The 26,256-nt window shown below is 36.7% G+C and carries 23 protein-coding genes; 16 read left to right on the top strand and 7 right to left on the bottom strand.

Going from position 1 to position 26,256, the window contains the following annotated elements; all coding sequences use genetic code 11:
* Window positions 1-245: 245 nt before the first annotated feature.
* A complete protein-coding gene (rpsD, locus tag DF281_RS04560; RefSeq protein ID WP_109349063.1) occupies window positions 246-848 on the bottom strand; it encodes a 30S ribosomal protein S4 in 603 nt (200 codons plus the stop codon).
* A 367-nt stretch (window positions 849-1,215) separates the two neighbouring features.
* Between rpsD and DF281_RS04555 the strand changes: the two genes are divergently transcribed.
* Complete coding sequence (locus DF281_RS04555; protein ID WP_109349062.1) at window positions 1,216-3,108, top strand: sensor domain-containing diguanylate cyclase; 1,893 nt, start codon at window positions 1,216-1,218, stop codon at window positions 3,106-3,108.
* A gap of 76 nt (window positions 3,109-3,184) precedes the next feature.
* Here the strand turns inward: DF281_RS04555 and DF281_RS04550 are convergent, their stop codons facing one another.
* Together DF281_RS04550 and hisJ are read right to left on the bottom strand one after the other, a co-directional pair.
* Window positions 3,185-3,664, bottom strand: a complete 480-nt coding sequence (locus DF281_RS04550) for a GAF domain-containing protein (protein ID WP_109349061.1) — start codon at window positions 3,662-3,664, stop codon at window positions 3,185-3,187.
* 16 nt (window positions 3,665-3,680) lie between these two features.
* Window positions 3,681-4,478, bottom strand: coding sequence for a histidinol-phosphatase HisJ (hisJ, locus tag DF281_RS04545; RefSeq protein ID WP_109349060.1), 798 nt, complete (start codon window positions 4,476-4,478; stop codon window positions 3,681-3,683).
* Window positions 4,479-4,630: 152 nt separating this feature from the next.
* Between hisJ and DF281_RS04540 the strand changes: the two genes are divergently transcribed.
* From DF281_RS04540 to DF281_RS14685, 10 genes are all read left to right on the top strand, one after another.
* A complete protein-coding gene (locus DF281_RS04540) occupies window positions 4,631-6,334 on the top strand; it encodes a septation ring formation regulator EzrA (RefSeq protein ID WP_166636083.1) in 1,704 nt (567 codons plus the stop codon).
* 124 nt (window positions 6,335-6,458) lie between these two features.
* Complete coding sequence (locus tag DF281_RS04535) at window positions 6,459-7,616, top strand: cysteine desulfurase family protein (protein WP_109349058.1); 1,158 nt, start codon at window positions 6,459-6,461, stop codon at window positions 7,614-7,616.
* Window positions 7,603-8,808, top strand: a complete 1,206-nt coding sequence (gene thiI, locus DF281_RS04530) for a tRNA uracil 4-sulfurtransferase ThiI (RefSeq protein ID WP_109349057.1) — start codon at window positions 7,603-7,605, stop codon at window positions 8,806-8,808. The genes DF281_RS04535 and thiI overlap by 14 nt, the downstream gene beginning before the upstream one ends.
* A 565-nt stretch (window positions 8,809-9,373) precedes the next feature.
* Window positions 9,374-10,954 (top strand): acyl-CoA synthetase MbcS, encoded by a 1,581-nt coding sequence (gene mbcS / locus DF281_RS04525; RefSeq protein ID WP_109349056.1) that lies wholly within the window; start codon window positions 9,374-9,376, stop codon window positions 10,952-10,954.
* A 114-nt stretch (window positions 10,955-11,068) separates the two neighbouring features.
* Entirely contained in the window at window positions 11,069-11,974 is a 906-nt protein-coding gene (gene rarD / locus DF281_RS04520) for an EamA family transporter RarD (protein ID WP_109349055.1), read from the top strand.
* An 11-nt stretch (window positions 11,975-11,985) separates the two neighbouring features.
* Window positions 11,986-13,011 carry a signal peptide peptidase SppA gene (gene sppA / locus DF281_RS04515; protein WP_109349054.1) on the top strand — a complete coding sequence of 342 codons (1,026 nt, stop codon included), beginning with the start codon at window positions 11,986-11,988 and terminating at the stop codon, window positions 13,009-13,011.
* Between the two features lie 11 nt (window positions 13,012-13,022).
* Window positions 13,023-13,601 carry an RDD family protein gene (locus DF281_RS04510; RefSeq protein ID WP_109349053.1) on the top strand — a complete coding sequence of 193 codons (579 nt, stop codon included), beginning with the start codon at window positions 13,023-13,025 and terminating at the stop codon, window positions 13,599-13,601.
* A 37-nt stretch (window positions 13,602-13,638) separates the two neighbouring features.
* Window positions 13,639-14,139 (top strand): thiol peroxidase, encoded by a 501-nt coding sequence (gene tpx, locus DF281_RS04505; protein WP_109349052.1) that lies wholly within the window; start codon window positions 13,639-13,641, stop codon window positions 14,137-14,139.
* Window positions 14,140-14,210: 71 nt separating this feature from the next.
* A complete protein-coding gene (locus DF281_RS04500; RefSeq protein WP_109349051.1) occupies window positions 14,211-15,149 on the top strand; it encodes a class I SAM-dependent methyltransferase in 939 nt (312 codons plus the stop codon).
* Window positions 15,150-15,308 (top strand): hypothetical protein, encoded by a 159-nt coding sequence (locus DF281_RS14685; RefSeq protein ID WP_166636082.1) that lies wholly within the window; start codon window positions 15,150-15,152, stop codon window positions 15,306-15,308.
* A gap of 197 nt (window positions 15,309-15,505) precedes the next feature.
* On the opposite strand, the gene DF281_RS04495 is transcribed toward DF281_RS14685, so the two are convergent.
* Both DF281_RS04495 and DF281_RS04490 read right to left on the bottom strand, forming a co-directional pair.
* Complete coding sequence (locus tag DF281_RS04495) at window positions 15,506-15,952, bottom strand: universal stress protein (RefSeq protein ID WP_109349050.1); 447 nt, start codon at window positions 15,950-15,952, stop codon at window positions 15,506-15,508.
* A 157-nt stretch (window positions 15,953-16,109) separates the two neighbouring features.
* Window positions 16,110-16,808 carry a YjjG family noncanonical pyrimidine nucleotidase gene (locus DF281_RS04490; protein WP_166636081.1) on the bottom strand — a complete coding sequence of 233 codons (699 nt, stop codon included), beginning with the start codon at window positions 16,806-16,808 and terminating at the stop codon, window positions 16,110-16,112.
* A 184-nt stretch (window positions 16,809-16,992) separates the two neighbouring features.
* Between DF281_RS04490 and ald the strand changes: the two genes are divergently transcribed.
* Entirely contained in the window at window positions 16,993-18,126 is a 1,134-nt protein-coding gene (gene ald, locus DF281_RS04485; RefSeq protein ID WP_109349048.1) for an alanine dehydrogenase, read from the top strand.
* 164 nt (window positions 18,127-18,290) lie between these two features.
* Here ald and DF281_RS04480 read toward each other — a convergent pair whose 3' ends face one another.
* Window positions 18,291-19,391 (bottom strand): M24 family metallopeptidase, encoded by a 1,101-nt coding sequence (locus DF281_RS04480; RefSeq protein WP_109349047.1) that lies wholly within the window; start codon window positions 19,389-19,391, stop codon window positions 18,291-18,293.
* Between the two features lie 248 nt (window positions 19,392-19,639).
* Between DF281_RS04480 and DF281_RS04475 the strand changes: the two genes are divergently transcribed.
* Both DF281_RS04475 and DF281_RS04470 read left to right on the top strand, forming a co-directional pair.
* Window positions 19,640-20,323, top strand: a complete 684-nt coding sequence (locus tag DF281_RS04475) for a metal-dependent hydrolase (protein ID WP_109349046.1) — start codon at window positions 19,640-19,642, stop codon at window positions 20,321-20,323.
* A 123-nt stretch (window positions 20,324-20,446) separates the two neighbouring features.
* Window positions 20,447-21,757 (top strand): DRTGG domain-containing protein, encoded by a 1,311-nt coding sequence (locus DF281_RS04470; RefSeq protein ID WP_109349045.1) that lies wholly within the window; start codon window positions 20,447-20,449, stop codon window positions 21,755-21,757.
* 60 nt (window positions 21,758-21,817) lie between these two features.
* Here the strand turns inward: DF281_RS04470 and DF281_RS04465 are convergent, their stop codons facing one another.
* Window positions 21,818-22,129 carry a YtpI family protein gene (locus tag DF281_RS04465; protein ID WP_240605509.1) on the bottom strand — a complete coding sequence of 104 codons (312 nt, stop codon included), beginning with the start codon at window positions 22,127-22,129 and terminating at the stop codon, window positions 21,818-21,820.
* Between the two features lie 99 nt (window positions 22,130-22,228).
* Here DF281_RS04465 and DF281_RS04460 point away from each other — a divergent pair, with 99 nt between their 5' ends.
* Both DF281_RS04460 and dnaE read left to right on the top strand, forming a co-directional pair.
* The gene (locus tag DF281_RS04460) at window positions 22,229-23,167 is read left to right on the top strand and encodes a DHH family phosphoesterase (protein WP_109349044.1); all 939 of its coding nucleotides are present in this window, start codon (window positions 22,229-22,231) and stop codon (window positions 23,165-23,167) included.
* A 15-nt stretch (window positions 23,168-23,182) separates the two neighbouring features.
* Entirely contained in the window at window positions 23,183-26,254 is a 3,072-nt protein-coding gene (gene dnaE / locus DF281_RS04455; protein WP_109349043.1) for a DNA polymerase III subunit alpha, read from the top strand.
* The last annotated feature ends 2 nt before the right edge of the window (window positions 26,255-26,256 follow it).

The following is a 26,256-nucleotide window of genomic DNA, read 5'->3' as shown; positions in this document are numbered from 1 at the left end:
GCAATCCTTTCTTTCCACCTAAAGTGGAAAGAAATAGTGCGGCACTTGTCGGCGGAAAGCATTCGTTATTTCTGAAAGTTACAACGTGAATTGTTTTAAGACCCCAACATATATAATAGAACCTAAAAAAGCACCTATTATTAGGTGCTTTTTTTATTTGTAAAATTATTCAAAATCCAAGCATAACAAAACCCCCACAAACATAAAGTTTGTGGGGGTTACTTGCTGCGAAATGCAACGAGTTATTAACGAGAGTAGAACTCTACGATGTAAGCTTCGTTGATTTCAGCTGATAATTCAGAACGCTCTGGTAAGCGTACGAAAGAACCAACTTTAGTTTCAGCATCAAAAGCAACGTATTCAGGAACGAATGAGTTAGCTTCGATTGCTTCGTTAACAGCAGTTAAGTTAAGTGATTTCTCACGAAGAGTGATCACTTGACCTGGTTTAACGCTGTATGATGGAATATCAACGCGTTTGCCATCAACTAAGATGTGGCCATGGTTTACTAATTGGCGAGATCCACGACGAGTGCGTGAAAGACCCATACGGTAAACGATGTTGTCTAAGCGAGTTTCAAGAAGGATCATGAAGTTTTCACCATGAACTCCTTGCATTTTACCAGCTTTAACGAAAACGTTTTTGAATTGACGTTCAGTCATACCATACATATGGCGTAATTTTTGTTTTTCTTGTAATTGAAGACCGTACTCAGAAAGCTTGATGCGTTGAGTCGGACCGTGTTGTCCTGGAGCGTATGGACGTTTTTCGATTTCTTTACCAGTACCTGTTAAAGAAATGCCTAAACGACGAGATAGTTTCCAAGATGGACCTGTATAACGAGACATTTAAAGTCCCTCCTATGATTTTTATTTGGCATAAAACAAAAATCAGCTGTACTTAGCAAAGTAGGTATTCTGAATTCAAGTAGTTTCGTTCATGCAGCCGAAGAATTACTACTACTCCATCTAGTAAACTAGAGGTACAGAATAAAACAAACCAAACCATACAACCGCTGCGTTTATTTTACACAAATTTTATTGTATATCCGTTAGGGCATAAAGTCAATCATTATATGGTTATTTTAATGTAAATCATACCTTTTAGCATACTATTTTAATTTACGATTAATTGTAAGTAGTAAAAAAGAACCTATTTGTGTATAATAGGTATAACGTAATTTTGTATCTATTAAAGGGGAATAGGTGATTAGATTTGCAAAATAAACATACACTAGATGCAGTGAAGGGAAGAGTTTTGGATTTCTGGATCGAGCTCAATAAGCAGGAATATAACCGTAGTACTTATAGTAGGTATATTGAAAGTGTTCTGTTCCAAGATTTTGAATTAACGCATATTGAATATTATTATATAGATGGATATAAACTCAAAAAGTTCGAAGTTTCAGAGAATCAGTGTGCATTTGAAAGTATTCCAATTAATATTGCTCTAACGAATGCGAATCAGTTAGAACTAGGTATGAATGAACTCAATTTAATTAAGGAAACACACCCCTACATTGATCGCTCCCTCATCATTCAAAAGAATGGTCAGTTAGATGGCGTCTTATTCTTTAAAGCGTCAAAAAAATGGCATGAATTTGCCCAAACGGCACATGTGCAAGAACTTGTTCAACTCTTATTTGAGACATCAAATATGTTGAGAAGCCAAATAGAGATTCAAGAAAAGAATTTATTGAAAACAGAACTATTGCATATGACTGAAATTTTTCATTCGACAATGAATGTTGCACATATAATTGATACTGTCGTAAAAGAAATTCAGTTCGCATTTCCTGAAAATAAGTTTCAAGTTATTTTATCGAATGATCAAGATCGTGTACTGCCTAAAAATGTGCATATTTTTGATTATTCTAATGAAAAACCTGCAACAATTGAAGCATTTGTATCAGGAGAAATTACTTTTGAATCAATCGAAGAAAATGGATGTACAGCCATTAATTCGCCGATTCAGGGACAGCAGGGAACATATGGCGTCATTCGGATCGAGGCAGAATGCAAAAATGCCTTTTCTGAACGTGATGAGAAGAAAATCAAATACTTAGGTGATACATCTGGTAAAGCGCTTGAGAATGCCAAACTGTATCATCAGTTGCATGGTCTCGTATCAGATTTACAACTGATCAATGAATCATCACAGCATCTGAACATGAATTTGAGCAAAAATGAAATGCTATTATATTTATCAAACTTAATTAAAAAATCATTTTCACCAAGAGAGATGGCTGTAGTATTCTTTGAAAAAGAAATGCAAATTAAAACGGGAACTTCTGCTTATTTCTTCAATTCCGAAGCAAAGGTGTACTTAGATTTTGTCGTAGCGCATTTTGAAAGAACATCCGAGCCGTTATTTATTGCGAATTTCCAAGAGATTTCAAATAAACAAGAGGATTTCAATTCGTTAATGGCCATTCCAATTATGAATCGTCAGCAAGTTTTTGGTTTCGTCCTAGTCGTTCACCCAACGAAATATTACTTCTCATTTGATAGCTATAAATTAATGCAGTCGATTATTCGCCATAGTTCATTAGCGATTTCGAATATTTTATTGCGTGAACAACTGCAAGATTTAGTTGATTGCGACCATTTAACGAAGCTGTATGCGCGAGGGTTTTTAGATCGAACTGTAGAGAATTCGGTACAAGAAGATGAAAGTGGAATTTTTGTCTTGTTTGATATTGATGATTTCAAAAAAGTGAATGATCAATTTGGTCACCAAGTAGGCGATAAAACCTTACAACTTGTTTCGAATATTATTCGTGAAGAGGTTGGGAATAAAGGGATTTGTGCAAGATGGGGCGGAGAAGAAATCGCCATCTATCTATCAAATATCGCGATGGTGGAAGTGTTAGCAATTGTAGATCGTATTTGCAAATACATTCCAGAGAAGACGAATCCATCTGTGACGCTATCTGCAGGGATTTCTTGTTGGGATCAGCAAGGGAATATCGGTTATCAATCGATTTTTAACCGTGCAGATACCGCTCTTTATTTAGCGAAATCAAACGGGAAAAATCAGGCGAAGCTCTATATCGCAAATGATGAACTTCTATTAAAAAAAGAATTTAAAAAGCCAATTATAGACTGAATTCGAATTAATTTCGATTCGGTCTTTTTTTCGCAAAAAAAGACATCTGCATGTGGGAAGCAGATGTCTACGTATATTATAAAAACTTTTGTAATGTTTGGACGAATAATTCGATGCCTTTTTGATCTTCTTCGGAAAAACGATTTTTTATAGGGCTATCAATATCTAAGACGCCATAAAGTTCGCCGTTACGTGTGATTGGCACGACGATTTCAGAATTTGAAGCCGCATCACAAGCGATATGGCCAGGGAATTCATGGACATCTGCTACACGATATGTTTTCAATTCTGCAGCGGCCGTACCACAAACACCTTTACCGATACGAATGTGAACACATGCTGGAAGGCCTTGGAATGGACCAAGTAAAAGTTCATCATGTTTATATAGGTAGAAACCACACCAGTTGATCGTGTGAAGCGCTTGTTTTAATAAAGAAGAAGCATTACTTAAAATGGCGATTTCATCCGTTTCACCTTCTGTTAATGCTGCTAATTGTTTTGCTAACATTTCATATTGCTTTTCTAAAGTACCTTCAATTTTCTCTTGGTTAAACATCGTAAAAACTCCTTTTTTATGAAAGATGAACTAATTTTTCAGCGAATTGATGCAGGTCTTTCGCTTGATGTGCATCAGAACCGAAAATTAATTTCACTTGTAAATTTTTGGAAATTGGAATATAGGGTATAGGTGGATAGGATTCCTGACAGAAAGCTTTTGCATAGCCAGCACTATTCACATCTAATTCATAGTCATGTTCCTTAATGCAATGAAGAATCTCAATGATTTGTTGATGGTCATCGATGTTCTCGTTATGTGCCAGTCTAAATTTATGAACTAGGGTAGGATGCCCAATTCTCATCGGTTTATACATACCTAAATCAGCTTCGATAGATTGGCGAACGGTCTCATAATAAAGTTGATAAACTTGTTCAACAGAACCGACTTTTTTTGAGAATTCTAAAAATACATCTTTCGAGTAATCGATGCATACATACTCATTGGCGTATTTTAAAAAATGGACAGAAAGAATGGCATCATCAATAAGTGGACCGAATTCATTTAACCATGTGCAAGTTTGTTGTTCAAAACCTTCAATGAAATCTACTTCGAAGCCGACTCTAATTTTAATCTGATTAGCGTACTTCTCTTTTAATAAAGTGATTTCTTGAATATAGGGAAGTACATCAGCTTGGCGCATCCCACTATCTTGTAAAGGAGTTGGATCAATAAATCCCCTCGGTAAAGGAGCGTGTTCTGTAAAAGTGATATCCTGTATACCTTCTGAAATGGCTTTTTCTATGTAAAGCTCAAACCCATCATTGGAACCATGTGGGCAGTAAGGGGAGTGTATATGTGCATCCCTTTTCATACGATTACCTCCTATTTGGACTAAAAAAGTGTAAGAAATTGAAAAAATCCAAAAAATAACACACAAATGGTGAACAAATTGAAATAAAACATGGTACTATTAAGAATAACAATAACTTGGCTATACTTGATATTAGAGATAGGGGGCTTATGATGATTAATTATATCATTCCAATTGTCATCGTACTATTGGTTTTTGTGGTAGTCGTAATAGTCTATCGTAAAAAACACCATAATGAAATTAGTAGATTAGAACAAAAAAGACTGGATGTAGAAATGAAACCAGTATTAGAAGAGCTATCTAAGGTCAAGCAGTTGAACATGAACGGCCAAGCTGAAGAAATGTTTGAACGCTGGCGCAATAAATGGACAGAATTAATCGATGTTGATTTAAAAAATGCGGGAGAAGCACTTTTAAAAATTGAAGATAGTGTTGATAAATTTCAATTTAAAAATGCGACTGCGCAAGAACAAGAGATTGAGCAAATCATCGACCGTGTAGATGGTGAAACGGAATTAATTTTAACAGAACTTAATGAATTAATTGAGAGTGAAGAAAATAGCCGAGTTGAGATTGAAAAGTTAAAATTAGATTACCGCACAGCTCGAAAAACTTTATTAGCGCATCAATATTCATTTGGCGCTGCTGGAGAGCCTCTTGAGAAGAAACTTGAAGTTTTCCCTGGGCAATTTGAAGAATACGATGTATTAATTTCACAAGGTAATTACCTACAGGCAAAAGATATTGTGAATGAATTAGATCGAATCGGTAAGGAAATCTTCCAATTGATTAGTGAAATTCCGAACTTATTAACTGAAATCCAACACAAAATTCCAAATGATGTGAAAGATATTAGAAATGGTTTCAATGAGATGCAAGAGCAATCATTCTTCTTATTACATCTTGAAATTCCTGAGAAGCTTGAGTCGATCGAACAAATACTCCCTCCTTTAAAAGAGGAAGTAATTAACTTGAAAACTGAGAATGTATCAAGTCAAATTGAGTCGATTAAGCGTGAAATCGATGGTTTATACGATGCACTTGAAGGTGAAGCAATCGCTAAGCTTTATGTGGATGAGAACTTCGACAAGATGGGTGAGCGTCTAGATGAAGTGAGTGGCTTTATCGATTACATCAAATCTGAAGCTGACAAAGTTCAGTTAAGCTATCATTTAACAGATGTAGAAATTGCATTGCCGATTAATGCTCGTTCAGCGATGAATAGCTACCAACAACGTTATGATCTTTTAGCAATCGAAGTGACGGAGGAACAATCCGCTTATTCTAGCTTAAAAGAAGAGCTTGAAGATCTGAAAAAACTTGTGGATGTGCAATTTGAACAAGCTCAAATGTATTCTAACAAGTTAGTTGATTTACGCGTTCATGAAAATGATGGCCGTGCCGAATTAAGTAAGCTAGAAGATCGTCAACGTGAATTAAAACGTAAAGTCCAAAAGGCAAACATCCCTGGTGTCCCTGATGAAATAACTGCGCGATTACATGAATCCGAATTGCAGTTGCAAACGATTCGTGAAGAATTACTTGAAATCCCAATTAATGTTGGTGTAATTGCAGCAGGAATTGAAAAATCGGATATTCTTATTTCTGAAGCAGAAGAAGTTATTCAAGAAATGATTAACAATGTGCAGCTTATTGAGTTATTAATTCAATACGGTAACCGATATCGAATGGCGAAACCGGGAATGGATGAAAAACTAACTGAAGCTGAGAAAGCTTTTAGAGATTTACGATTTAATCGTGCTTTAGAAGTTGCAGCAATTGCAGTTGATTCAGCGGAACCTGGTTCTCTGAAAAAGATGGAAGAAATCGCAAAAGAAGCAGTTCTGAAATCATAATTGAATTAGATGAAGAGAAGTCGCAATCGCATTTTGTCGACTTCTCTTTTTTTTGTTGTTAAGACATGAAAGATTATTTTTGCTATAATAGTGAAATATGTAGTCGATAGAAGGAAGGATATCCATGATTTATTTAGATAATAGTGCCACAACAAAACCAGATGAACAGATTATGAAAACATTCATCCAAGCGAATGAACGATATTACGCGAACCCCGCTTCTTTACATGAAATGGGCGTTGAGTCGAATAATTTATTAACGAGATCTCGTCAGCAAATTGCCAATGTATTGCATACAACGGAAGAACAAGTTGTATTCACTTCAGGTGGTTCAGAATCAAATAACTTTTTAATTAAAGGAATTGCGCAAGCAAACACGCATCGTGGAAAGCATATTTTAGTATCTTCGGTTGAACATGCTTCTGTATTAGAAACTGTAAAATCTTTAGAACAGGAAGGTTTTATTATTGATACAGTAGATGTTGATAAAAACGGTGTTATTCAATTTGAAGATCTACAAAATAAGTTAACGAAAGACACAGTTCTTGTTAGTATTATGCATGTAAACAATGAAGTTGGAGCGATTCAACCAATTGAAAAAATCGCACAATATGTTCACAAACATAGTCGCGCATTTTTCCATGTAGATGCCGTTCAAAGTTTTGGAAAATTACCGATCACTTTTAATGATGAATTAGGCCCAGATGCTATTACGATTTCTGGTCATAAATTAAATGCATTAAAAGGAAGTGGTGTCGCTGCGTTTAGAAAACGTACGACAATTAACCCGCTGATCCACGGTGGTGGTCAGGAAATGGGCTTCCGTAGTGGTACAGTTGCAGTTCCACAAAACGTGGCGATTGCCAAAGCGATTCGCCTAGCAGATGAAAATCGAGCAATGTTGAATGCCAAATACACACAATGGCGCAACGATTTACACGCATTTTTAGCACAGTTCGCAGATGTGTATGTCCTTTCTACGAATGAAGGCGCACCACATATTGTGAGTTGTTCAATCGCAGGGATTAAAGGCGAAGTCATGATTAATGCGATGCAAGCTGAAGGTGTTATTATTTCAACATCAAGTGCATGTCACTCGAAGGATTCCAAAGTAAGTCATGTCGTGGCTGCTATGGGAATTCCGGATGTATTTGCACGCGGAGTTGTTCGTATTAGTTTTGGATTAATAAATACAGAAGAAGATATTACAGCTGTGAAAAAAGCTTTTGAAAAAGTGTTGAAGCAGGTAAAGGGAGAGGTAAGAAAGTATGAAATGGCATGAAATTTTAGTACGTTACGGTGAAATTACAACAAAAGGGAAGAATCGTAAACAATTTATTAATCGTTTACGTGAAAATATTCGTTATACATTCCAAGATTTAGATCAAGTACACATCCGTTCAGAGCGCGATCGTATGTATTTAAGCAGTCCTTCTGATGAAGAAATGGACAATTTAATTGAAAGACTTCCAACTGTTTTTGGGATTCAATCATTCAGCCCAGTTGCAGAATGTCCAACAACTTTAGAGGATATGAAAAATCTAGCAGTTGAAATCGTTAAAGGCATTGATTATGAAGGTAAAACTTTTAAAGTAAATGTTAAACGTTCTTACAAAAAATTTGAACTTGAAACATACGAATTAAATCGTGAAGTGGCAACGCATGTATTATCAACACTTCCAGGTATGACAGTTCAAATGAAGGATCCAGACATTGAATTACGTATTGAAGTTCGTGAACAAGCGACGTATATGATGGTAGAAGTTATTCAAGGTGCTGCTGGCCTTCCAGTAGGTTCAAATGGTAAAGCATTGCTATTACTATCAGGTGGTATTGATAGTCCAGTAGCGGCTTACTATATGATGAAACGTGGCGTAAGAATCGAAGCAATTCATTTCTTTAGTCCGCCATTTACAAGTGATCAATCACTAGGTAAAGTAATGGAACTATGTGAACAAATTAGCCATTTCGGTGGAAATGTGAGATTGCATGTCATTCCTTTCACAGAAGTTCAGCAAACGATTCAACAAGCTGTTCCTGAAAATGTGACGATGACTTCAACTAGACGTATGATGATGAAAATTTCTGATATCGTTCGTAAAGAAATTGATGCTCTAGCACTTGTGACAGGGGAGAACCTTGGACAAGTAGCGAGTCAAACTTTAGATAGTTTAGCAGCGATTAATGATGTGACAACAACACCGATTTTACGTCCGTTAATTACGTATGATAAATTAGAGATTATTGAAATTGCTCAAAAAATCGGCACATATGAAACGTCAATTCGTCCGTTTGAAGATTGCTGTACAGTATTTACACCAGCAAATCCAAAAACAAAACCGCGTATTGATAAAATGAATTATTATGAAGGATTCACTGATTTCGATGAGATGATCGAGCGTGCAGTGAAAAACCGTGAAGTTCATGATTTCCCTAAAAAGAAAGTTGTCGACGCATTCGACGATTTACTATAAAACAGCAAGAGCTTGATGGTTCCCAATCATTAGGCTCTTTTTTTTTGAATCTGTTTAGAGCTTCAGAAGTAACGTGGCAGGTATTCAAAACAAAACAAAAGTTATGAAACGCAATGCATATGACTATAAATGATTCGATCGATTTAGAGCCGAAATACGATTTGCAAACAAGTACAAAAAGGTTGAATGAATTGAAAATCCAATTTCATTCACCGCAGAGTTTTTCCATTAAGCAATAAGTTATGTAAAATGCGGAAAAATGATTCGTTTTATAAGAATTCAACACTTTACTATGCTAATCGACAAGTAGAAATTATTATTTTCTTTAAAAATTTTTCAAATTCTATAAAATATCTTAAAATAACAAAAATAGAGATATTTACTCGATTTTTACACTTTATTCTATATTATGATATAATTCTGTAAATGATAATACTTAAAATAAAGTATGAATATATGTAATTTAGTACCTAGTAATAATATTTGATTATAGTAATAGGTTGTGAATTTGAAAATGCTTCGCTATACTATGAAATAGCAAAACATTTTTAAAGGGGGAGTTTTCATGAATAGAGAGGACTTATTAGCTCCAGAACATTACAACTTAGTGTCCGAAATTGAAAGATTTGCGAATGGGCAAGGTAGAATTGCAGTTAAGTATGAAGATGCAGAAGGTTTATCGAAGGAAATTACGTATGATGCATTAATTCAACAGGCAAATCAAATGGCGAATGTTTTTAAAGCACATGGATTACAAAAAGGTGATGTCATGATCGTCATGGTTCCTCGCTTAATTGAAGCGTATGTAACATATCTCGCTGCAATTAAATCAGGAATAATCGTCATTCCAAGTTCAGAAATGTTGCGCACGAAAGATATTGAATACAGAATTGAGCATAGTTCGGCGAAAGCAATCGTGTCTTATGAGCCGTATATTGGTCAGTTTGATGGCGTTCGAAATTTAACAAGTATGAAGCAATTTGTTATTGGTCATGCACATGAGCCTTGGGTTCCGGTCATTGATGAAATGCAAGATGCTTCGAAAGAATTTGAAATTGTAGCAACGAAATGCACAGATGAAGCATTTCTATCATATACAAGTGGTACAACAGGTAATCCAAAAGCCGCTGTTCATACACATGCTTGGGCATATGCGCATTTAAGAACAGCTGCGAAACATTGGTTAGCGATTAATGAAGGAGATCTTGTATGGGCTACTGCAAGTCCAGGTTGGCAAAAATGGATTTGGAGTCCGTTCTTATCCGTACTAGGAAGTGGTGCAACAGGTTTTGTATACAATAGCCGTTTTGACGCACACACATATTTAACGTTAATTAAAGAACATAAAATCGATGTACTATGCTGTACGCCGACTGAGTATCGCGTCATGGCGAAAGTTGAAAATTTACAGCAGTATGATTTAAGTAGTTTACACAGTGCCGTTTCTGCAGGTGAGCCATTAAATGTTGGTGTCATCAACTTATTCAAAGATACTTTCAATTTACAAGTTCGAGATGGTTACGGCCAAACAGAAAATACATTATTGATCGGTACGATGAAAGGAATGGACGTGAAGGAAGGTTCAATGGGCAAACCTACACCGGGCAATGAAGTGACCGTTGTTGATGAGTTTGGAAAACCTTGTGAAGCGGGCGTAGTTGGGGATATCGCGGTTCATAAAGATACACCAGCACTTTTCAAAGAATATTTGAATGAACCTGAGCGCACACAACGTCAATTCCGTGGCGACTATTACATTACAGGGGATCAAGCGAAAATTGATGAAGATGGTTACTTCTGGTTTGAAGGTAGAAGTGACGACATCATCATTAGTTCAGGATATACAATCGGCCCATTTGAAGTAGAAGATGCATTAGTAAAACATGCGGACGTACAAGAATGTGCAGTCGTTGGAAGTCCTGACGAATTGCGTGGATCAATTGTAAAAGCATTCATCATATTGAAAAATAAAGAGCGCGCTTTAGAAGAAGGGTTCATAAAAGAACTTCAAAACTTCACGAAGCAATTAACAGCACCTTATAAATACCCAAGAGCAATTGAATTCGTTGAAGAATTACCGAAAACTGCTTCAGGTAAAATTCGCAGGATCGAGTTGCGTGAACAAGAGTTAAATAAAGTACAATAAACATCTAGCGAGCCGTAGAATCTTTGCGGTTCGTTTTATTTTGAAAATATTATTTACATAGGTAAGGAATGAACACTATACTTAGCATACTAGGTTTAGGAAAGAGATGATGACATGAGTGCAGAGAAGAAAGGTGTGCTGGCAGCAGCATTGGCATATATATTGTGGGGGTTAGTGCCGCTTTATTGGAAACAGTTAGAAAACGTCAGCAGTAATGAAATTATTACGAGCCGAATCGTTTGGTCATTCGTCTTAACGATTATTTTCGTCGTATTAATAAAACAATGGAAGTTATTAATTTCTGATGTGAAAATGCTTTGGAAAAATCAAAAGTCATTTTGGGCGCTATTTGCGGCATCTTATTTAATATCAGTGAACTGGTACATATTCATCTGGGCAGTAAATAATAATCATATTATTGAAACGAGTATGGGATATTATATTAATCCATTGATTTCAGTCTTATTAGGTGTCATTTTCTTAAAAGAAAAATTATCAAAAGCACAATTATTAGCGTGTATATTTGCTCTTGGGGGCGTATTAATTCTCGTTATATCATACGGAACATTCCCATTCGTATCGCTAGGACTTGCATTTTCATTCGGAATTTACGGATTACTGAAGAAACAAATCAAGTTGGATGCGACGCGTGGATTAGTAATTGAGACATTTTTCATTTTACCAGTAGCATTAGGCTATTATATTTATTTATTCGCAGTCGATACACCAGCAATGTTCAATATTAATATTTCAACGACATTATTATTAATTGGTACAGGTGCTATTACGGCAGTGCCATTGATATTGTTTGCAATTGGTGCACAAAATATACCATTATATTTAGTAGGGTTTTTCCAATATATTGCACCGACGATGACATTAATCATCGGAACTTTTGTTTACGGAGAAAAGTTTGGTGGAATCGAATTAGTAGCGTTTAGTTGTATTTGGATCGCTATTATTATTTTCTCATTCGCTACAGTTCGTGAATTGAAGAAACCTAAATTAAAGAAAAAATAGGAGATGACAGCATGAATACGAAAAGGTGGATTGCTCTAGGTGTAGCAGCACTATTATTAGTAGGATCAACATTAATCAGCGCATTGCTGAATATAAGTCGTACAAACTTTGCAGAAACAATGAACCAAGTGATGAAAACGACGGAATTAGGGTCGAATTTAGGTCGTAAAACTGTGCAAGAAGGTAGCAACACTTCACAAATCGCATTATTACGTGTAGAAGGAGCTATCCAAGATACAGGTGAAACATCTTTACTTGGTGCGACAAAAGGTTATAATCACCAACAATTTTTAAAACAACTTGATGATATTAAAAATGATATTAATGTAAAAGGTATCGTTTTAGCTGTAAATTCACCAGGTGGTGGCGTACTGGAATCAAAACAAGTGTATGAAAAAATCAAATTGATTCAACAATCTAGAAAAATTCCAGTTTACGTATCAATGGGCGCAACAGCAGCTTCAGGTGGTTACTATATTTCTGCACCAGCTGATAAAATCTTCGTTGATGAAGAAACACTTACAGGTTCAATCGGTGTCATTATGCAATCGATGAACTTTAGTAAATTAGCAGATAAATACGGTGTGAAATTCGAAACGATTAAAACTGGCCCATATAAAGATATTATGAGCGGTTCTCGTGAAATGACTGACGGCGATCGTAAAATTTTACAATCGATGATTGATGATTCTTACAAACGTTTCTTAAAAGTTGTATCTGACGGTCGTAATATGCCGATGGATCAAGTGAAAAAAGTGGCAGATGGTCGCGTTATAAATGGTTCACAAGCGGTGAAAGCTGGATTAGCAGATGACTTCGGTTACACTGAAGACGTTATTACAGCATTGAAAAAAGATCATAATTTAAAAGGCTCAAAAGTATTTGAATATGATAGTGTAGAATCATTAAGCAGTTTGTTCTCTACGAAAATGACTTCATTCTTCGGCGGTGGTACTGTAGAAACACAGGCAATCTCGAAATTAATGAGCCATTACGGCACAACACCTCGATTAATGTATATGTATGGTGAAGAATAGGAGGGTTCAAAATGACTGGATTAGCAACAGAAGCTAGTGTTGATCGTACTTTTGAACATAAGCCTGCGGGATTTTGGGTACGATTCTTCGCCTATTTAATCGACGTTTTATTAATTAATGTCGTGTTGGTCGGACTTTTTGTTCGTAATATTTTCGTCTATTCAAATATTGAATCATTTACAATTGCGTATATTTCACTTTATAGCATTGTGGCGGGAATCGTCTTTTACATCTACTTTATATTGATGACGAAATTCTTCGGTCAAACATTAGGTAAGATGATTTTCGGATTGAAAGTAGTGTCCGATTCAGGAAAAGAGTTAACTTGGTCGACTGTATTATTTAGAGAAGCAGTTGGACGATTCATCTCTGTCGTTGTCAAAGTACTTTATTTAATCGTTCCATTCACTCAAAAACATAAAGCGGTTCATGATTTTATCGCTGACACGCATGTTGTCCATGAGAAGACTTACTCGAAAAAAGTGGAAGAACTTTCAAAAACAACATCAACTTCATTAAAAGAGCGTTATAATGAGGACGAATTGAATAAATCAGAGTCCAAACAGTTGCAAGACAAAGAGGAACTCTAGTAAAATTAAAGATAGAATTTCTGAGGAGGCGTTTTTAATGGTACAAGTAACATTTATTAACAACCCAGTAACACTAGTAGGTGACGAAATGAAGGTAGGAAGCAAAGCTCCAAACTTCACAGTCGTAGATAATGGTTTAGGCGAAAAAACTTTACAAGATTTTGCAGGCAAAAAAATCTTAGTATCTGTAGTTCCTTCATTAGACACAGGCGTTTGTGATGCACAAACACGTCGTTTCAACGAAGAAGCAGCAGCATTCGGTGAAGATGTAGTCGTACTAACAATCTCTATGGACTTACCATTCGCACAAAAACGCTGGTGTGGTGCTAACGGTATCGACAATGTTGTAACATTATCAGATCACCGCGATGCTTCTTTCGGCGACGCATTTGGTGTTCACATGAAAGAGCTACGTTTATTAGCTCGTTCAATCTTCGTAATTGATGCTACAGGCACTGTAACTTACGCTGAGTACGTTTCAGAAGGCACAAACCACCCTGATTATGATAAAGCACTTGAAGCTTTAAAAGCACTATAATCAATTTAGAAAATAAAGCCGTTGCCCACTCATTCAATTGTTTGAGTGGGTTTCGCATTTAGGAGTATATAATGGAAAAAATAGAAAATCTTTTCACCCACTTAGATGGGCAATCAGCATCTGTGAGCGAAGAGCTTAATGTCACATATTTAGACGGTCTTTTAAGCACTTTAAACGACTTACTAGATGGTAATCACCAAGAATTCCTTGAAGACGCGACAAAAGAGGATATTCGCAAAGCAATACAATTAGCGATTTTAAAAGGCATGCGTAAAAATGTACAACCAAATCATCAAATGACACCGGATTCTTTAGGTTTCTTAGTAGGTTATTTTGTTGAACAATTTTTCGAGAAGACGCTTGCTGAGCAAAAACAAATTACTGTTTTAGATCCAACAATCGGAACAGGGAATTTAATGTTAACAGTTATGAACCATTTAGATGGAAAAATTGAAGGAGCAGGCGTTGAGATTGATGAATTACTAATTCAATTAGCAGCTGCAGCGGGCGATCTTCAACAACAACCGATCGCGTTGTATCGTCAAGATGCTTTGCAAAACTTAATGGTTGAACCGGTTGACGGTGTAGTATGTGATCTGCCGATTGGTTTTTACCCAGATACTGAATATGCGGAGAAATTCGAAATTCATTCTGAAGATGGTATGACATTTGCCCACCATTTACTAATTGAGCAATCGATGAATTATACGAAGGATGGCGGTTACTTATTCTTCTTAGTGCCAAATAATTTATTCGAATCAGAGCAGGCTCCATTGCTTTATTCATACGTTCAAAAACATGCATGGATTCAAGCAGTTGTACAATTACCAGAAAACTTATTCAAACAAAAAGAAATGGGCAAAAGCTTATTTATTTTACAGAAGAAAGTGGAGGGCGGCAAAGCAGTTAAAGACGTACTGTTAGCTAAAGTACCAAAACTTGATAATATCCCAGCACTTGAATCTTTCTTCGTACAAGTTCAAAAGTGGAAGAAAGAGGAGAAGAAATAATTGAATCACCCATATAAAGAATATGAAAATACTGAGATGTGGTCGACAATTTGGCAAGCTTTAGATGAACTTGCTGAAAATGACGACATTGAAGAAACAACACCAAGAGGCCATATCGTAGGCTATCTATGTGAAAAAATTGAAGCGATGAAAGATTAATTCGTATTTAGAGAGTCCTTAATGGGCTCTTTTTTTGTTCCAAAAGCAGTTTAGATCTTCACTTTCAATGATTTGGAATATGCAAAAAGTATAGATTCATCCATTTGCATTACATATGGAAAGTTGCGAATCCTTCTATGAATCAAAAAAAGGTGCTACGCAAATGCGTAACACCTCTTCATAATTTGTGAGTTGAATTATTCAGCTACTGGCGTACGTACGACTAATACGTCACATTTTGCTGAACGAACGATGCTTTCAGATACGCTACCGATTAGGAAACGTTCAACAGCGTTAAGACCTGTAGCACCACAAACGATTAAGTCTGCTTCTGTTTTCTTAGAAATTTCTTTTGTGATCATTGTTTTTGGAGAACCGTACTCGATTAGTGTTTGTACTGCAGGAACACCAGCTTTTGCTGCTACTTCTTTGTACTCAGCTAATTTCTCTTCTGCAAAGCTTTGAGCGCGTTCTGCGATAGAACGGTCATAAGCCTCGATTGCTGCGAAAGAACGAGTATCAATGATGTTTACTAAGTGTAAAGTTGCTTCGTTACGTTGTGCTACCTCGATTGCTTTGTTGAATGCGTATTCTGCCTCTGCTGATCCATCTACTGCTACGATAATATTGTTGTAAGTTGCCATAACTAAATTCCTCCTCTTGGTTTCTATAGCCATATTATAACATTCTACATATACCCCTATAATCCTCTTTTTCACTATAATTTAGGAGAAATAGTGAATTTTATTTAGTTTTGTAAATAACTCTTAACAAATATTATGGTCGACCGATAATATATACCTATATTTTAACAAGGTCGGCTAATTCGTCAAGTGATTTGATTTCGTAAGTGGGCGTTACGAAACTTTCATTCTTTTTACGAAGGGGATTGAACCAACAAGTGTCCATACCATAATTGCGACCACCAGTAATATCAGATGATAGAGAATCACCAATCATTAAGATACCATCTGTTTCCGAAAGTGATAATTGATTCATTGTATAATCAAAAATTTCCTTCTGTGGCTTTTCAAATCCAGTCATTTCAGAAATGATGATTTCATCGAACAAATCTTTGAGTGGAGAATTCGCAATGCGTGAAAGCTGTGTTTTCGTAAAGCCATTCGATAAGGCAACGAATTTCACATTAGGCAATGTTGTAGCGATTTGTTCAGCACCTTCGATTAAGTTCGATTGCTGCCCAAGATTTAATAAGTAGTCTTCATTGAATGTAACGGCTTCGAAATCTAATTTATGCTTTTCGAACAATCTTTTAAAGCGGAATTCACCAACTTGTGCAATTGTAAAAATACCATCTTGCACCCCATCCCATAAAACGCGACTAATCGCATCATAGTCTTTTTTATATGTTGAAATAGAATTTTGGATATTATAATTCGAAAAAGTTTTTTCAAAAGCTTCTATTTCTGCTTGTTGAAAATCGAGCAAAGTATCATCTAAATCAAAGATCAATGTATGATATTTAACGATTTTTAGCACTCCAATCTGTAATTGTGATTACATATAGTTTATACAAAAAAAGTTATTTTTCCTATAATAAACAATTATTTTTAAAAAAAGTCACAAAAATGACTTAAAGTCTGTTAAGATGTAATTGTTTCAAGTTGTAAGCGTTACCGTAATCGGTAATTCGATACTATTTTTATCTTTAGGAGGATGGACTATGTTAATCGGTATTCCAAAAGAAATCAAAAACAATGAAAATCGTGTAGCTATTACACCAGCAGGCGTTGTAAACTTTAAAGTTTCAGGACATGATGTTGTCGTTGAAAGAGGCGCTGGCATTGGATCTGGTTTTACAGATGAAGAATATATTGAAGCAGGCGCAAAAATCGTAGAACAAGCAGACGCTTGGAAAGTGGATATGGTTATGAAAGTTAAAGAACCAATCGCTTCTGAATACGATTTCTTTTCTGAAGGTTTAATCTTATTTACTTATTTACACTTAGCACCGGAAGCGGCGTTAACGAAAGCATTAATCGACAAGAAAGTAACTGCAATTGCTTATGAAACGGTACAATTACCAAACCGTTCATTACCATTACTTACTCCAATGAGTGAAGTAGCGGGACGCATGGCAACTCAAATCGGCGCACAATACTTAGAAAAACAAGAGGGCGGCAAAGGAATTCTACTTGGTGGAGTACCTGGCGTTTCTCGTGGTAGAGTCGCAGTAATCGGCGGCGGTATGGCTGGTGCAAATGCTGCTAAAATCGCAGTAGGAATGGGCGCAGAAGTAACAATTATCGACCTTAGCCCAGAACGTCTTCGTGTACTTGATGATCAATTCGGTACAGATGTTCACACACTAATTTCAAACCCATACAATATTGCTGAAACAGTTAAAAATGCTGATTTAGTAATCGGAGCAGTACTAATTCCAGGAGCAAAAGCACCTAAATTAGTATCGGAAGAAATGATCAAATCAATGACTCCAGGTTCTGTAGTTGTAGATATCGCAATCGACCAAGGTGGTATTTTCGCCACTTCTGATCGCATTACTACACATGATGATCCAACTTATGTGAAGCATGGCGTAGTTCACTATGCTGTAGCGAATATGCCAGGTGCAGTACCACGTACAGCAACGATGGCACTTACAAACAATACAGTACCTTACGCAGTGCAAATTGCGAATAAAGGTTATGTAAAAGCTTGTTTAGACAACGAAGCACTTCGTAAAGGCTTAAATGTTTTAGATGGTCACGTAACATTTGAAGCAGTTGCAGAAGCATTAGGTTATGACTATGTTTCAGCAGATTCTTTATTAGAAGTACACGCTGCACAAGCACAATAATTGATTGAAGGATGATTCGTCTTCGGATGAATCATCTTTTTTTGCCTTTTTGCACATTCATCAGCAATGAAAGCTAATACATGAATTGTTCAAAGGCCCAACATATTTAAGAGAACCAAAAAAGCTACCCTTCACGACTGAAGAGTAGCTTTTCGCATTTATAATTATTTAGGTTGGATGATTTGTAGTTCTTTAGGGAATGAGTTTAAAATTTCAACGCCATCCTTCGTTACAACTAAATCATCTTCAATACGTACGCCAGCTGTGTCGCCTTTGTAAATACCTGGCTCAACTGTGAATACCATACCTTCAACTAATGGTAATTCATTTGTGCCGTGGATTGAAGGGATTTCGTGTACGCCAATACCTAAACCATGACCAAGACGGTGAGTGAAGTACTCGCCGAAGCCTGCGTTTGTAATGTGATCGCGAGCTGCTTTGTCTAAGTCCATCGCGCGAACGCCTGGTTTAGCCAATGCAATCGCAGCTTTATTAGCGCCAAGAACTGCTTCGAAAACTTCTTTTTGAGCTTCGCCTGGTTCACCGAAAGCGACTGTACGAGTGATATCTGAACAGTAACCTTCATAAATTACACCAAGGTCGAATAATACTAAATCACCTTTTTTGATTTTCGTATTACCAGGTGTACCGTGTGGAGATGCAGCGTTAAGTCCAGTTAATACCATTGTGTTGAATGACATATAGTAACCTTTTTTAAGAACAGCAGCTTCAATTGCAGATAAAACTTCAAGTTCAGTTTTACCTTCTGCAAGTTCGTCACAGCCAACTTGGATTGCGAAGTCAGCTAGTTTAGCAGCTTCACGTAATTTTACGATTTCGTCTTCTGATTTAACGATACGCATATCTGTTAATTTTTGATCAAGACCAACGATCGCGCTGTTTGGATAGAAACGTTGTAAAGCTTCTAAACGTTCAACTGTTAAATGTGATTTTTCGATTGCTAGTGAAGCGATGCTAGGAGTGATTGTAGCGATTTTATTCGCAAGAACTTCCCATGCATTTTCTTGATCGTCATGACCAACTGCTTCATATGCCCAACCCGCTGCTTTAGCGTCAGGAACTTCCATTTTAGGACAGATCATGAATGGTTCAGCATCTTTAAATACCATGATACCTAATAAGCGTTCATGTGGATCACTTAAGAAACCTGAAAGATAGAAAACATTATCAGGTGTTGTAATAAATGCTGCTTCTACACCTGTAGTTTGTAAATGTTGTTTAATTTGTTCGATTTTTGCTGACATAAAGTCAACCTCCTTCTATAGTAATACGGAATGTTTTTGCTCAATCAGGGTAAAGTAATAAATAGAAAAAATAAGCTGTTCCATGATATTTACTTTCCATTTTGTAACAGAGTATGTTACAAATACATTGAGACAATTTTCGTTTTCTAAGTCTTACCAGAATGCTTTTCAAGTATAACTCAAGTATTAGTTTATCAAAGAATTTAGGAAAAGCGTAATTATAATCGTATTTTTAGGAGGAATTATTTATGAAAGTTTCATTCCATGGACATTCGGTCGTGAAGATTGTTACAGAAAGCGGTCATACGCTATTAATCGACCCTTTTATTAACGGCAATAGCCAGACAGATTTAAAAGTGGCAGATGAATCACCAGACATTATTCTACTAACACACGGTCATAATGATCATGTTGGCGATACAGTAGAACTTGCGAAGAAGAACGATGCACTTGTAGTAGCGCCAAATGAATTGGCTGATTATCTTTCTTGGCAAGGTGTACGTGTACACAATATGCATATTGGCGGAGCGTTTTCTTTTGATTTTGGTAAAGTGAAATATACGCAAGCATTCCACGGTTCATCTTATGTAACGGAAGATCAGCAAATTATATATACAGGTATGCCAGGTGGTATTCTATTCACAGCAGAAGGCAAAACGATTTACCATGCAGGCGATACAGCATTATTTAGTGATATGAAATTAATCGGGGAACGCCATCCGATTGATCTAGCATTTATTCCGATTGGTGATAATTTTACAATGGGGCCAGAAGATGCGGCAGAAGCAGTTCGTTTCTTGAATCCTAAAACTGTAGTGCCAATACACTACAACACATTCCCAGTCATTGAACAGGATCCAAAAGCCTTTGAAAAACAGGTGACAAATGCCGAAGTACGAATATTGCAAGCGGGAGATTCAATCGAATTATAATGATTTTGAAATAAAAACAAAATAGCATTGTACTAGTTCGATTAATTTTTCTTTGAAACAGCTATTATGCTTTCGAATATGGTACACTATTGCTATAAATGATGTTGGAAAAAAGGTGATATTTTGGCTACTAAACACGAAAAGATAATTCAATACATCGAGACGCTTCCAGTAGGTGACAAGATTTCTGTTCGTCAAATTGCGAAGGATATGGCAGTTAGTGAAGGAACAGCTTATCGCGCGATTAAAGAAGCAGAGAATAGAAGACTTGTAAGTACGATTGAGCGTGTAGGTACGATTCGTATTGAGAAGAAGAAGAAGGAAAATATCGAGCGTCTTACGTTTGCAGAGATTGTAAATATCGTTGATGGACAAGTTTTAGGCGGCAAAAATGGTTTGCATAAAACTTTAACGAAATTTGTAATTGGTGCGATGAAATTAGACGATATGATGCGTTATACAGATGCGGGGAGCTTATTAATTGTAGGTAACCGAGCGAGTACACATACGAACGCATTACAAGCGGGTGCAGCTGTTCTGATTACAGGTGGGTTCGAAGCGACTGATGAAGCAAAAGCATTGGCTGATGAACTAGAACTACCAATTATTTCTTCAAGTTACGATACATTCACTGTAGCAACGATGATTAACCGCGCAATTTATGATCAGTTAATTAAGAAGGAAATTCTTTTAATTGAAGATATTGTCGTTCAAATTGAGGATACTTCTTACTTAAAATCGACGGATACAGTTGCAGACTTTAATGAACTGAATTCTAAAACGACACATGGTGGCTATCCAGTAGTCGATAAGCAAAAGAAAACTGTCGGGATTGTAACGTCTAAAGATGTCATTGGTAAATCGGAGTTAGAGTCGATTGATCGTCTAATGACGAGAAATCCTATTACCGTGACGATGAAGACAAGTGTAGCGACAGCTGGTCACCGCATGATTTGGGAAGGAATTGATCTACTTCCTGTAACGGATGATCATGGCATTCTTCAAGGTGTTGTCAGTCGTCAAGATGTACTAAAAGCAATGCAAATGGCTCAACGCCAACCACAGCATGGCGAAACAATCGATGACCTTGTCAAAAATGAGATGAAGCTTGATGGTGATGAAGATGACGCGACAGTGGAGTTCACGATTACACCTCAAATGACAAATCAGTTCGGTGCGATTTCATACGGTGCATTGACGACGCTTCTAGTTGAAGCAGGCTCAACTGCACTCAAACGTACGAAACGTGGCGACAGTGTCGTAGAAAATATGACGATTTACTTTATGAAACCTGTTCAAATGGAGAAAACAATTCAAGTCGTTCCAAAGATTTTGGATATGAGTCGCCGTTTTGTAAAAGTGGATTTCGAAGTTTATAGTGATGATGTGCTTGTATGTAAGGCACTCGTTACATTCCAAGTATTGGAACGCTAAAAAAATAAAAGCTATCTCTACAATTGAATGGTCCATTCAGTCAGTGAGATAGCTTTTTTATTAATTATTTAATGAAAATTCTTCGACAACGAATTTACCATAATGACGCGCGCGTTTGAAATTGCCAATGAATACAGTAACTCCATAAATTATAAAAATTGCACCAATGACATATGTAATTAAAGTAGGGTATAAAAAGATTTGATTAATACCAAATAGCGTTAGGAACACACTTAACATCTCACCAGCACGGTAACGATACCACTTTTTTCTAATCGGTAATGTCGTGCGAGTTTGTTTAAATTTAAAATAAGCAAATGTAATAGTCGTAATTATAATAAAAACTGCTAAAATAATATTTAATACTAACATTGAATACCTCCAATTTGTAATTTAATCCAATTATACAATCTTTCGCCTATTTTATACAGTATTATGTTAAAAAGCGAGCAAATGAAAAGGAGAAAACTTATGAAATTAGAAATAATACAAGCTATTGAAAAATATGACACGATTATTTTACATCGTCACGTTCGACCAGATGAAGACGCATACGGTTCTCAAATGGGGCTTCACGCAATCATTGAAAAGAATTATCCACATAAAAAAGTGTATAAAACAGGCCAACATGATCCGTCTTTAAATTATTTAGGTCATCCACAAGAAGTGGCTGATGCCATTTATGAAGGTGCTTTAGTCATCGTAACGGATACGGCGAATCAAGAGCGCATAGATGACCAACGTTATACGAAAGGTGATTTCTTAATTAAAATTGACCATCATCCAAATGACGATGCGTACGGAGATATTTTCTGGGTTGATACGGATGCGAGTTCATGTTCAGAGATGATTTACGAGTTATTTGAATTTGGTAAAGAGCAAGCGGGATGGGCATTAAATGAAGTTGCAGCACGTTACTTATTCGCTGGGATTGTCGGTGATACTGGTCGATTCAAATACCCAAGTGCTACTGAAAAAACATTCAAAACAGCGAGTCATTTAGTACAGTTCGACTTTGATCGCGATGCTTTATTCGATGGTATGTACGAGTTAAGTCATGGCCTATTACAATTACAAGGGTATATGTATCAGAACTTCACGATGAATGAAGATGGAGCTGCATATATTAAACTTCCAATCGACATTTTAGAAAAATATAATGTAACGGCGAGCGAGACGAGTGCTTTAGTCGCTTCATTAGGAAATGTGCAGGGGATTAAAGCTTGGGCAATTTTCGTAGAAGAAGCTACGCAAATCCGTGTGCGCATCCGTTCAAAAGGTTTAGTCATTAATACAATTGCTAAAAACTTCCGCGGAGGCGGGCATCCATTTGCGTCTGGAGCAACAATCTACGACTGGAATGAATCGGCTGACTTAATTCAGCAATTACAAGCAGTTTGCAAATCGTAAGAAAGGAAGTCGAATATGAACGCTTACTACCCACAAATAACAACATCTGCAAGTATGTTAGATAGTATTGTGAAAATTGAAGAGTTGTCTGCTACATTGCAAAGTTATGAGCGTGTGTCAGTAGCGATTACAGACCGTAAATTATACGGTCTTCTTCCATTTTATAAAGTGATGAAACGACATGATCTACACGCGGTCTTTGGTTTGACTGTGAAAATGGTCATTTCAGATTCACTGGATCTACCATTTATTTTGTATGCTCAAAATGAACAAGGGTACCAGCATTTGATAAAAATTTCCTCTGCAATCTCTTTAAGAGAAAACGAGGATTTACCATTCAATTGGTTAAAAGGCTATAAAGCAGGTCTGAAATTAATGATTCCACTTGTTCATGTAGCGCCGAATGAGGAAAGTGAAGCGGCAATCTTACAAGTTGCACATTTATTTGAAGAAGGCATTTACTTAGGCATGGAAAGAATCCATGGCGTACGGAATGAAAATGAGCCGTACTGGATTAAATTTGCGAAAGTAAATGACTTGAAAATAGCTATGACACATGAAGTGCGCTTTCTAAAAGAAGATGATTTGGAAGCTTTTGAAGCGGCACAAAGTATTAAAGACGGTATACCGATAGCAGAACGCCATGCGCTAACTGCTCGAGAAAAAGGGCTTTATTTGCCGACGAGTGAAAATCTTCAAAATTGGTTTGAAGATCAGCCTGATTGGTTGTTACATACGGAAGAGTTGCTAGCTTCATGTGATGTAAATTTGACGTATGGTGAACATCATATGCCCAAATTCCCTGTTGAAGAAGGCGAGACAGCTAAGGAAATGTTGTTAGAGCAATGTCTAGAGGGACTTGATTTGAGAGGGTTAAGTGGTAAAGAAATCTATGAGGATCGTTTGCATTACGAGTTATCTGTCATCAATCAAATGGGGTATGCAGATTATTTTTTAATCGTAGCAGATTATATTGAATATGCTCGCTCACAAAGGATTTTGACAGGCCCAGGCCGTGGTTCTTCTGCAAGTTCGTTAGTCGCTTATTGTTTAAAAATTACGAATGTAGATCCGATTAAATATGATCTTTTATTTGAGCGATTTTTAAATCCAGATCGAATCACACTTCCCGATATTGATGTTGATTTCGCGGATATGAAACGCCAAGTTGTCATTGATTATGTTGTCGAGAAATACGGTATGCAATATACTTCCCAAATCATTACTTTTGGTACATTATCTGCGAAAGCTGTTGCGAGGGATGTCGCGCGCGTACTAGGCTTTTCGATGGAAGAATTGAAGGTCATCTCATCACTAATTCCATCTAAGCCAGGAACGACTCTGTCTATGACTTTATCAACTTTGAATCAATGGATTGGCGAAGATCCTCTAAAACAAAAGTGGCTAGAAATTGCATTGAAACTTGAAGGGCTTCATCGGAATGCTTCCACCCATGCGGCTGGTGTCGTATTGTCGCCCATCCCATTGCCTGACATTGTACCGATTGAAAAAGGCAGCGATCAAATTTACATTACGCAGTGGCCGATGCAGGAAGTTGAAGAAATTGGTCTACTAAAAATGGACTTCCTTGGTCTAAAGAATTTGTCGATTCTGGATCATATTCGCTATATGATTTATTTCAATCAGAAAAAAATGCTCGATTTCGAAAAAATCCCATTACATGATGAAAATACATTCAGACTTTTACAAAGAGGCGATACAGCAGGTGTATTCCAACTTGAATCAGATGGTATGCGCCAAGCATTAATCCAAATACAGCCGACATCGTTTTTAGATTTAGTTGCAATTAATGCGCTCTATCGTCCAGGTCCAATGGAGTTCATTCCAGTCTATAGTCGACGGAAGCATGGTCTGGAGAGTGTACAATTACCTCATCCTGACCTTGCGCCAATACTAAATGAAACATTCGGTGTCATTGTGTATCAAGAGCAGATTATGCGTATTGCATCTGTATTTGCTGGATTTTCACTAGGAGAAGCCGATTTATTAAGAAGAGCTGTCAGTAAGAAAAAAAGAGAATTACTTGATTCAGAGCGTGTACACTTCGTCCAAGGCGCTAGTAAAAAAGGCTATAATGAGCAAGTTGCCAATGAAATATATGACCTCATCGTACGCTTTGCAAACTATGGATTTCCGAAAAGTCACGCAGTTGCCTATAGTTTAATTACGTATCAAATGGCCTATTTAAAAGCGAATTTCCCGCATTATTTCTATGCAGCATTATTATCGAGTGCCATCGGTAATAAGGAGAAGCATAGTCAATTGTTGCAGGAAGTGCGTAGTAAAGGCATCGAAATCCTGCCACCATCTATATTGAAAAGTGGTAAAAGTTATCGAGTGGAAGGGAATAGTATTCGTTTTGCACTCGGAGCGATTCGTGGAATTCCACAAACTTTTTTAAATAAACTACAAGCTTTACGAAAGAATGGCAATGCAGAATGGACATCTATTTTCGAAATGGCATTAGCATTTACGAGTACTCATTTTAAACGTCAAACGATGGAAGCGTTAATAAGAGCAGGAGCTATTGATGTATTTGAGCGGGATCGAGCGCAACTAATCGAAACCATTTCAGCAGCTGAAAAACTTGCGAAATTATATGCGCCGAATGAAGAAACTACGTTGTTCTATGACACAAACATATATGGCGTACCGAAGCATGCAAAAGTCGAAAATATGACGGAAAAAGAGAAATTAGAAGGTGAGAAGGACGTTTTAGGCTTCTATGTTTCCACACATCCTGTCGAAAATTTGAAAGAAAAACTTCACTTTGATGGCATACAATTAAATCGAGTTTCTTCTATTAAAATAGGCGCGAAAATTAATGTCCTTGCTCAAGTGCAAAATCTAAAGGTAATTCGTACGAAGAAAGGCGAGCAGATGGCGTTTCTTCAGCTTGAAGATGAAACTTCATCTATTTCAGCAACGATATTCCCTCAAGTTTTTGAACAATTTAAAGAGGAGCTTATAGAAGAGCTATTTTTAGAAATTGAAGCAAAAGTGGAAAGTCGCAATAATGCACCGCAATTAATAATCCAAAAATTAAAAGTCATTCCAAAAGAATAAAT

The sequence above is a fragment of the Kurthia zopfii genome, from assembly GCF_003143955.1.
Taxonomy (GTDB): domain Bacteria; phylum Bacillota; class Bacilli; order Bacillales_A; family Planococcaceae; genus Kurthia; species Kurthia zopfii.
Note: the sequence above shows the minus strand (reverse complement) of the source record. Positions and strands in the feature narration are given on the sequence as shown.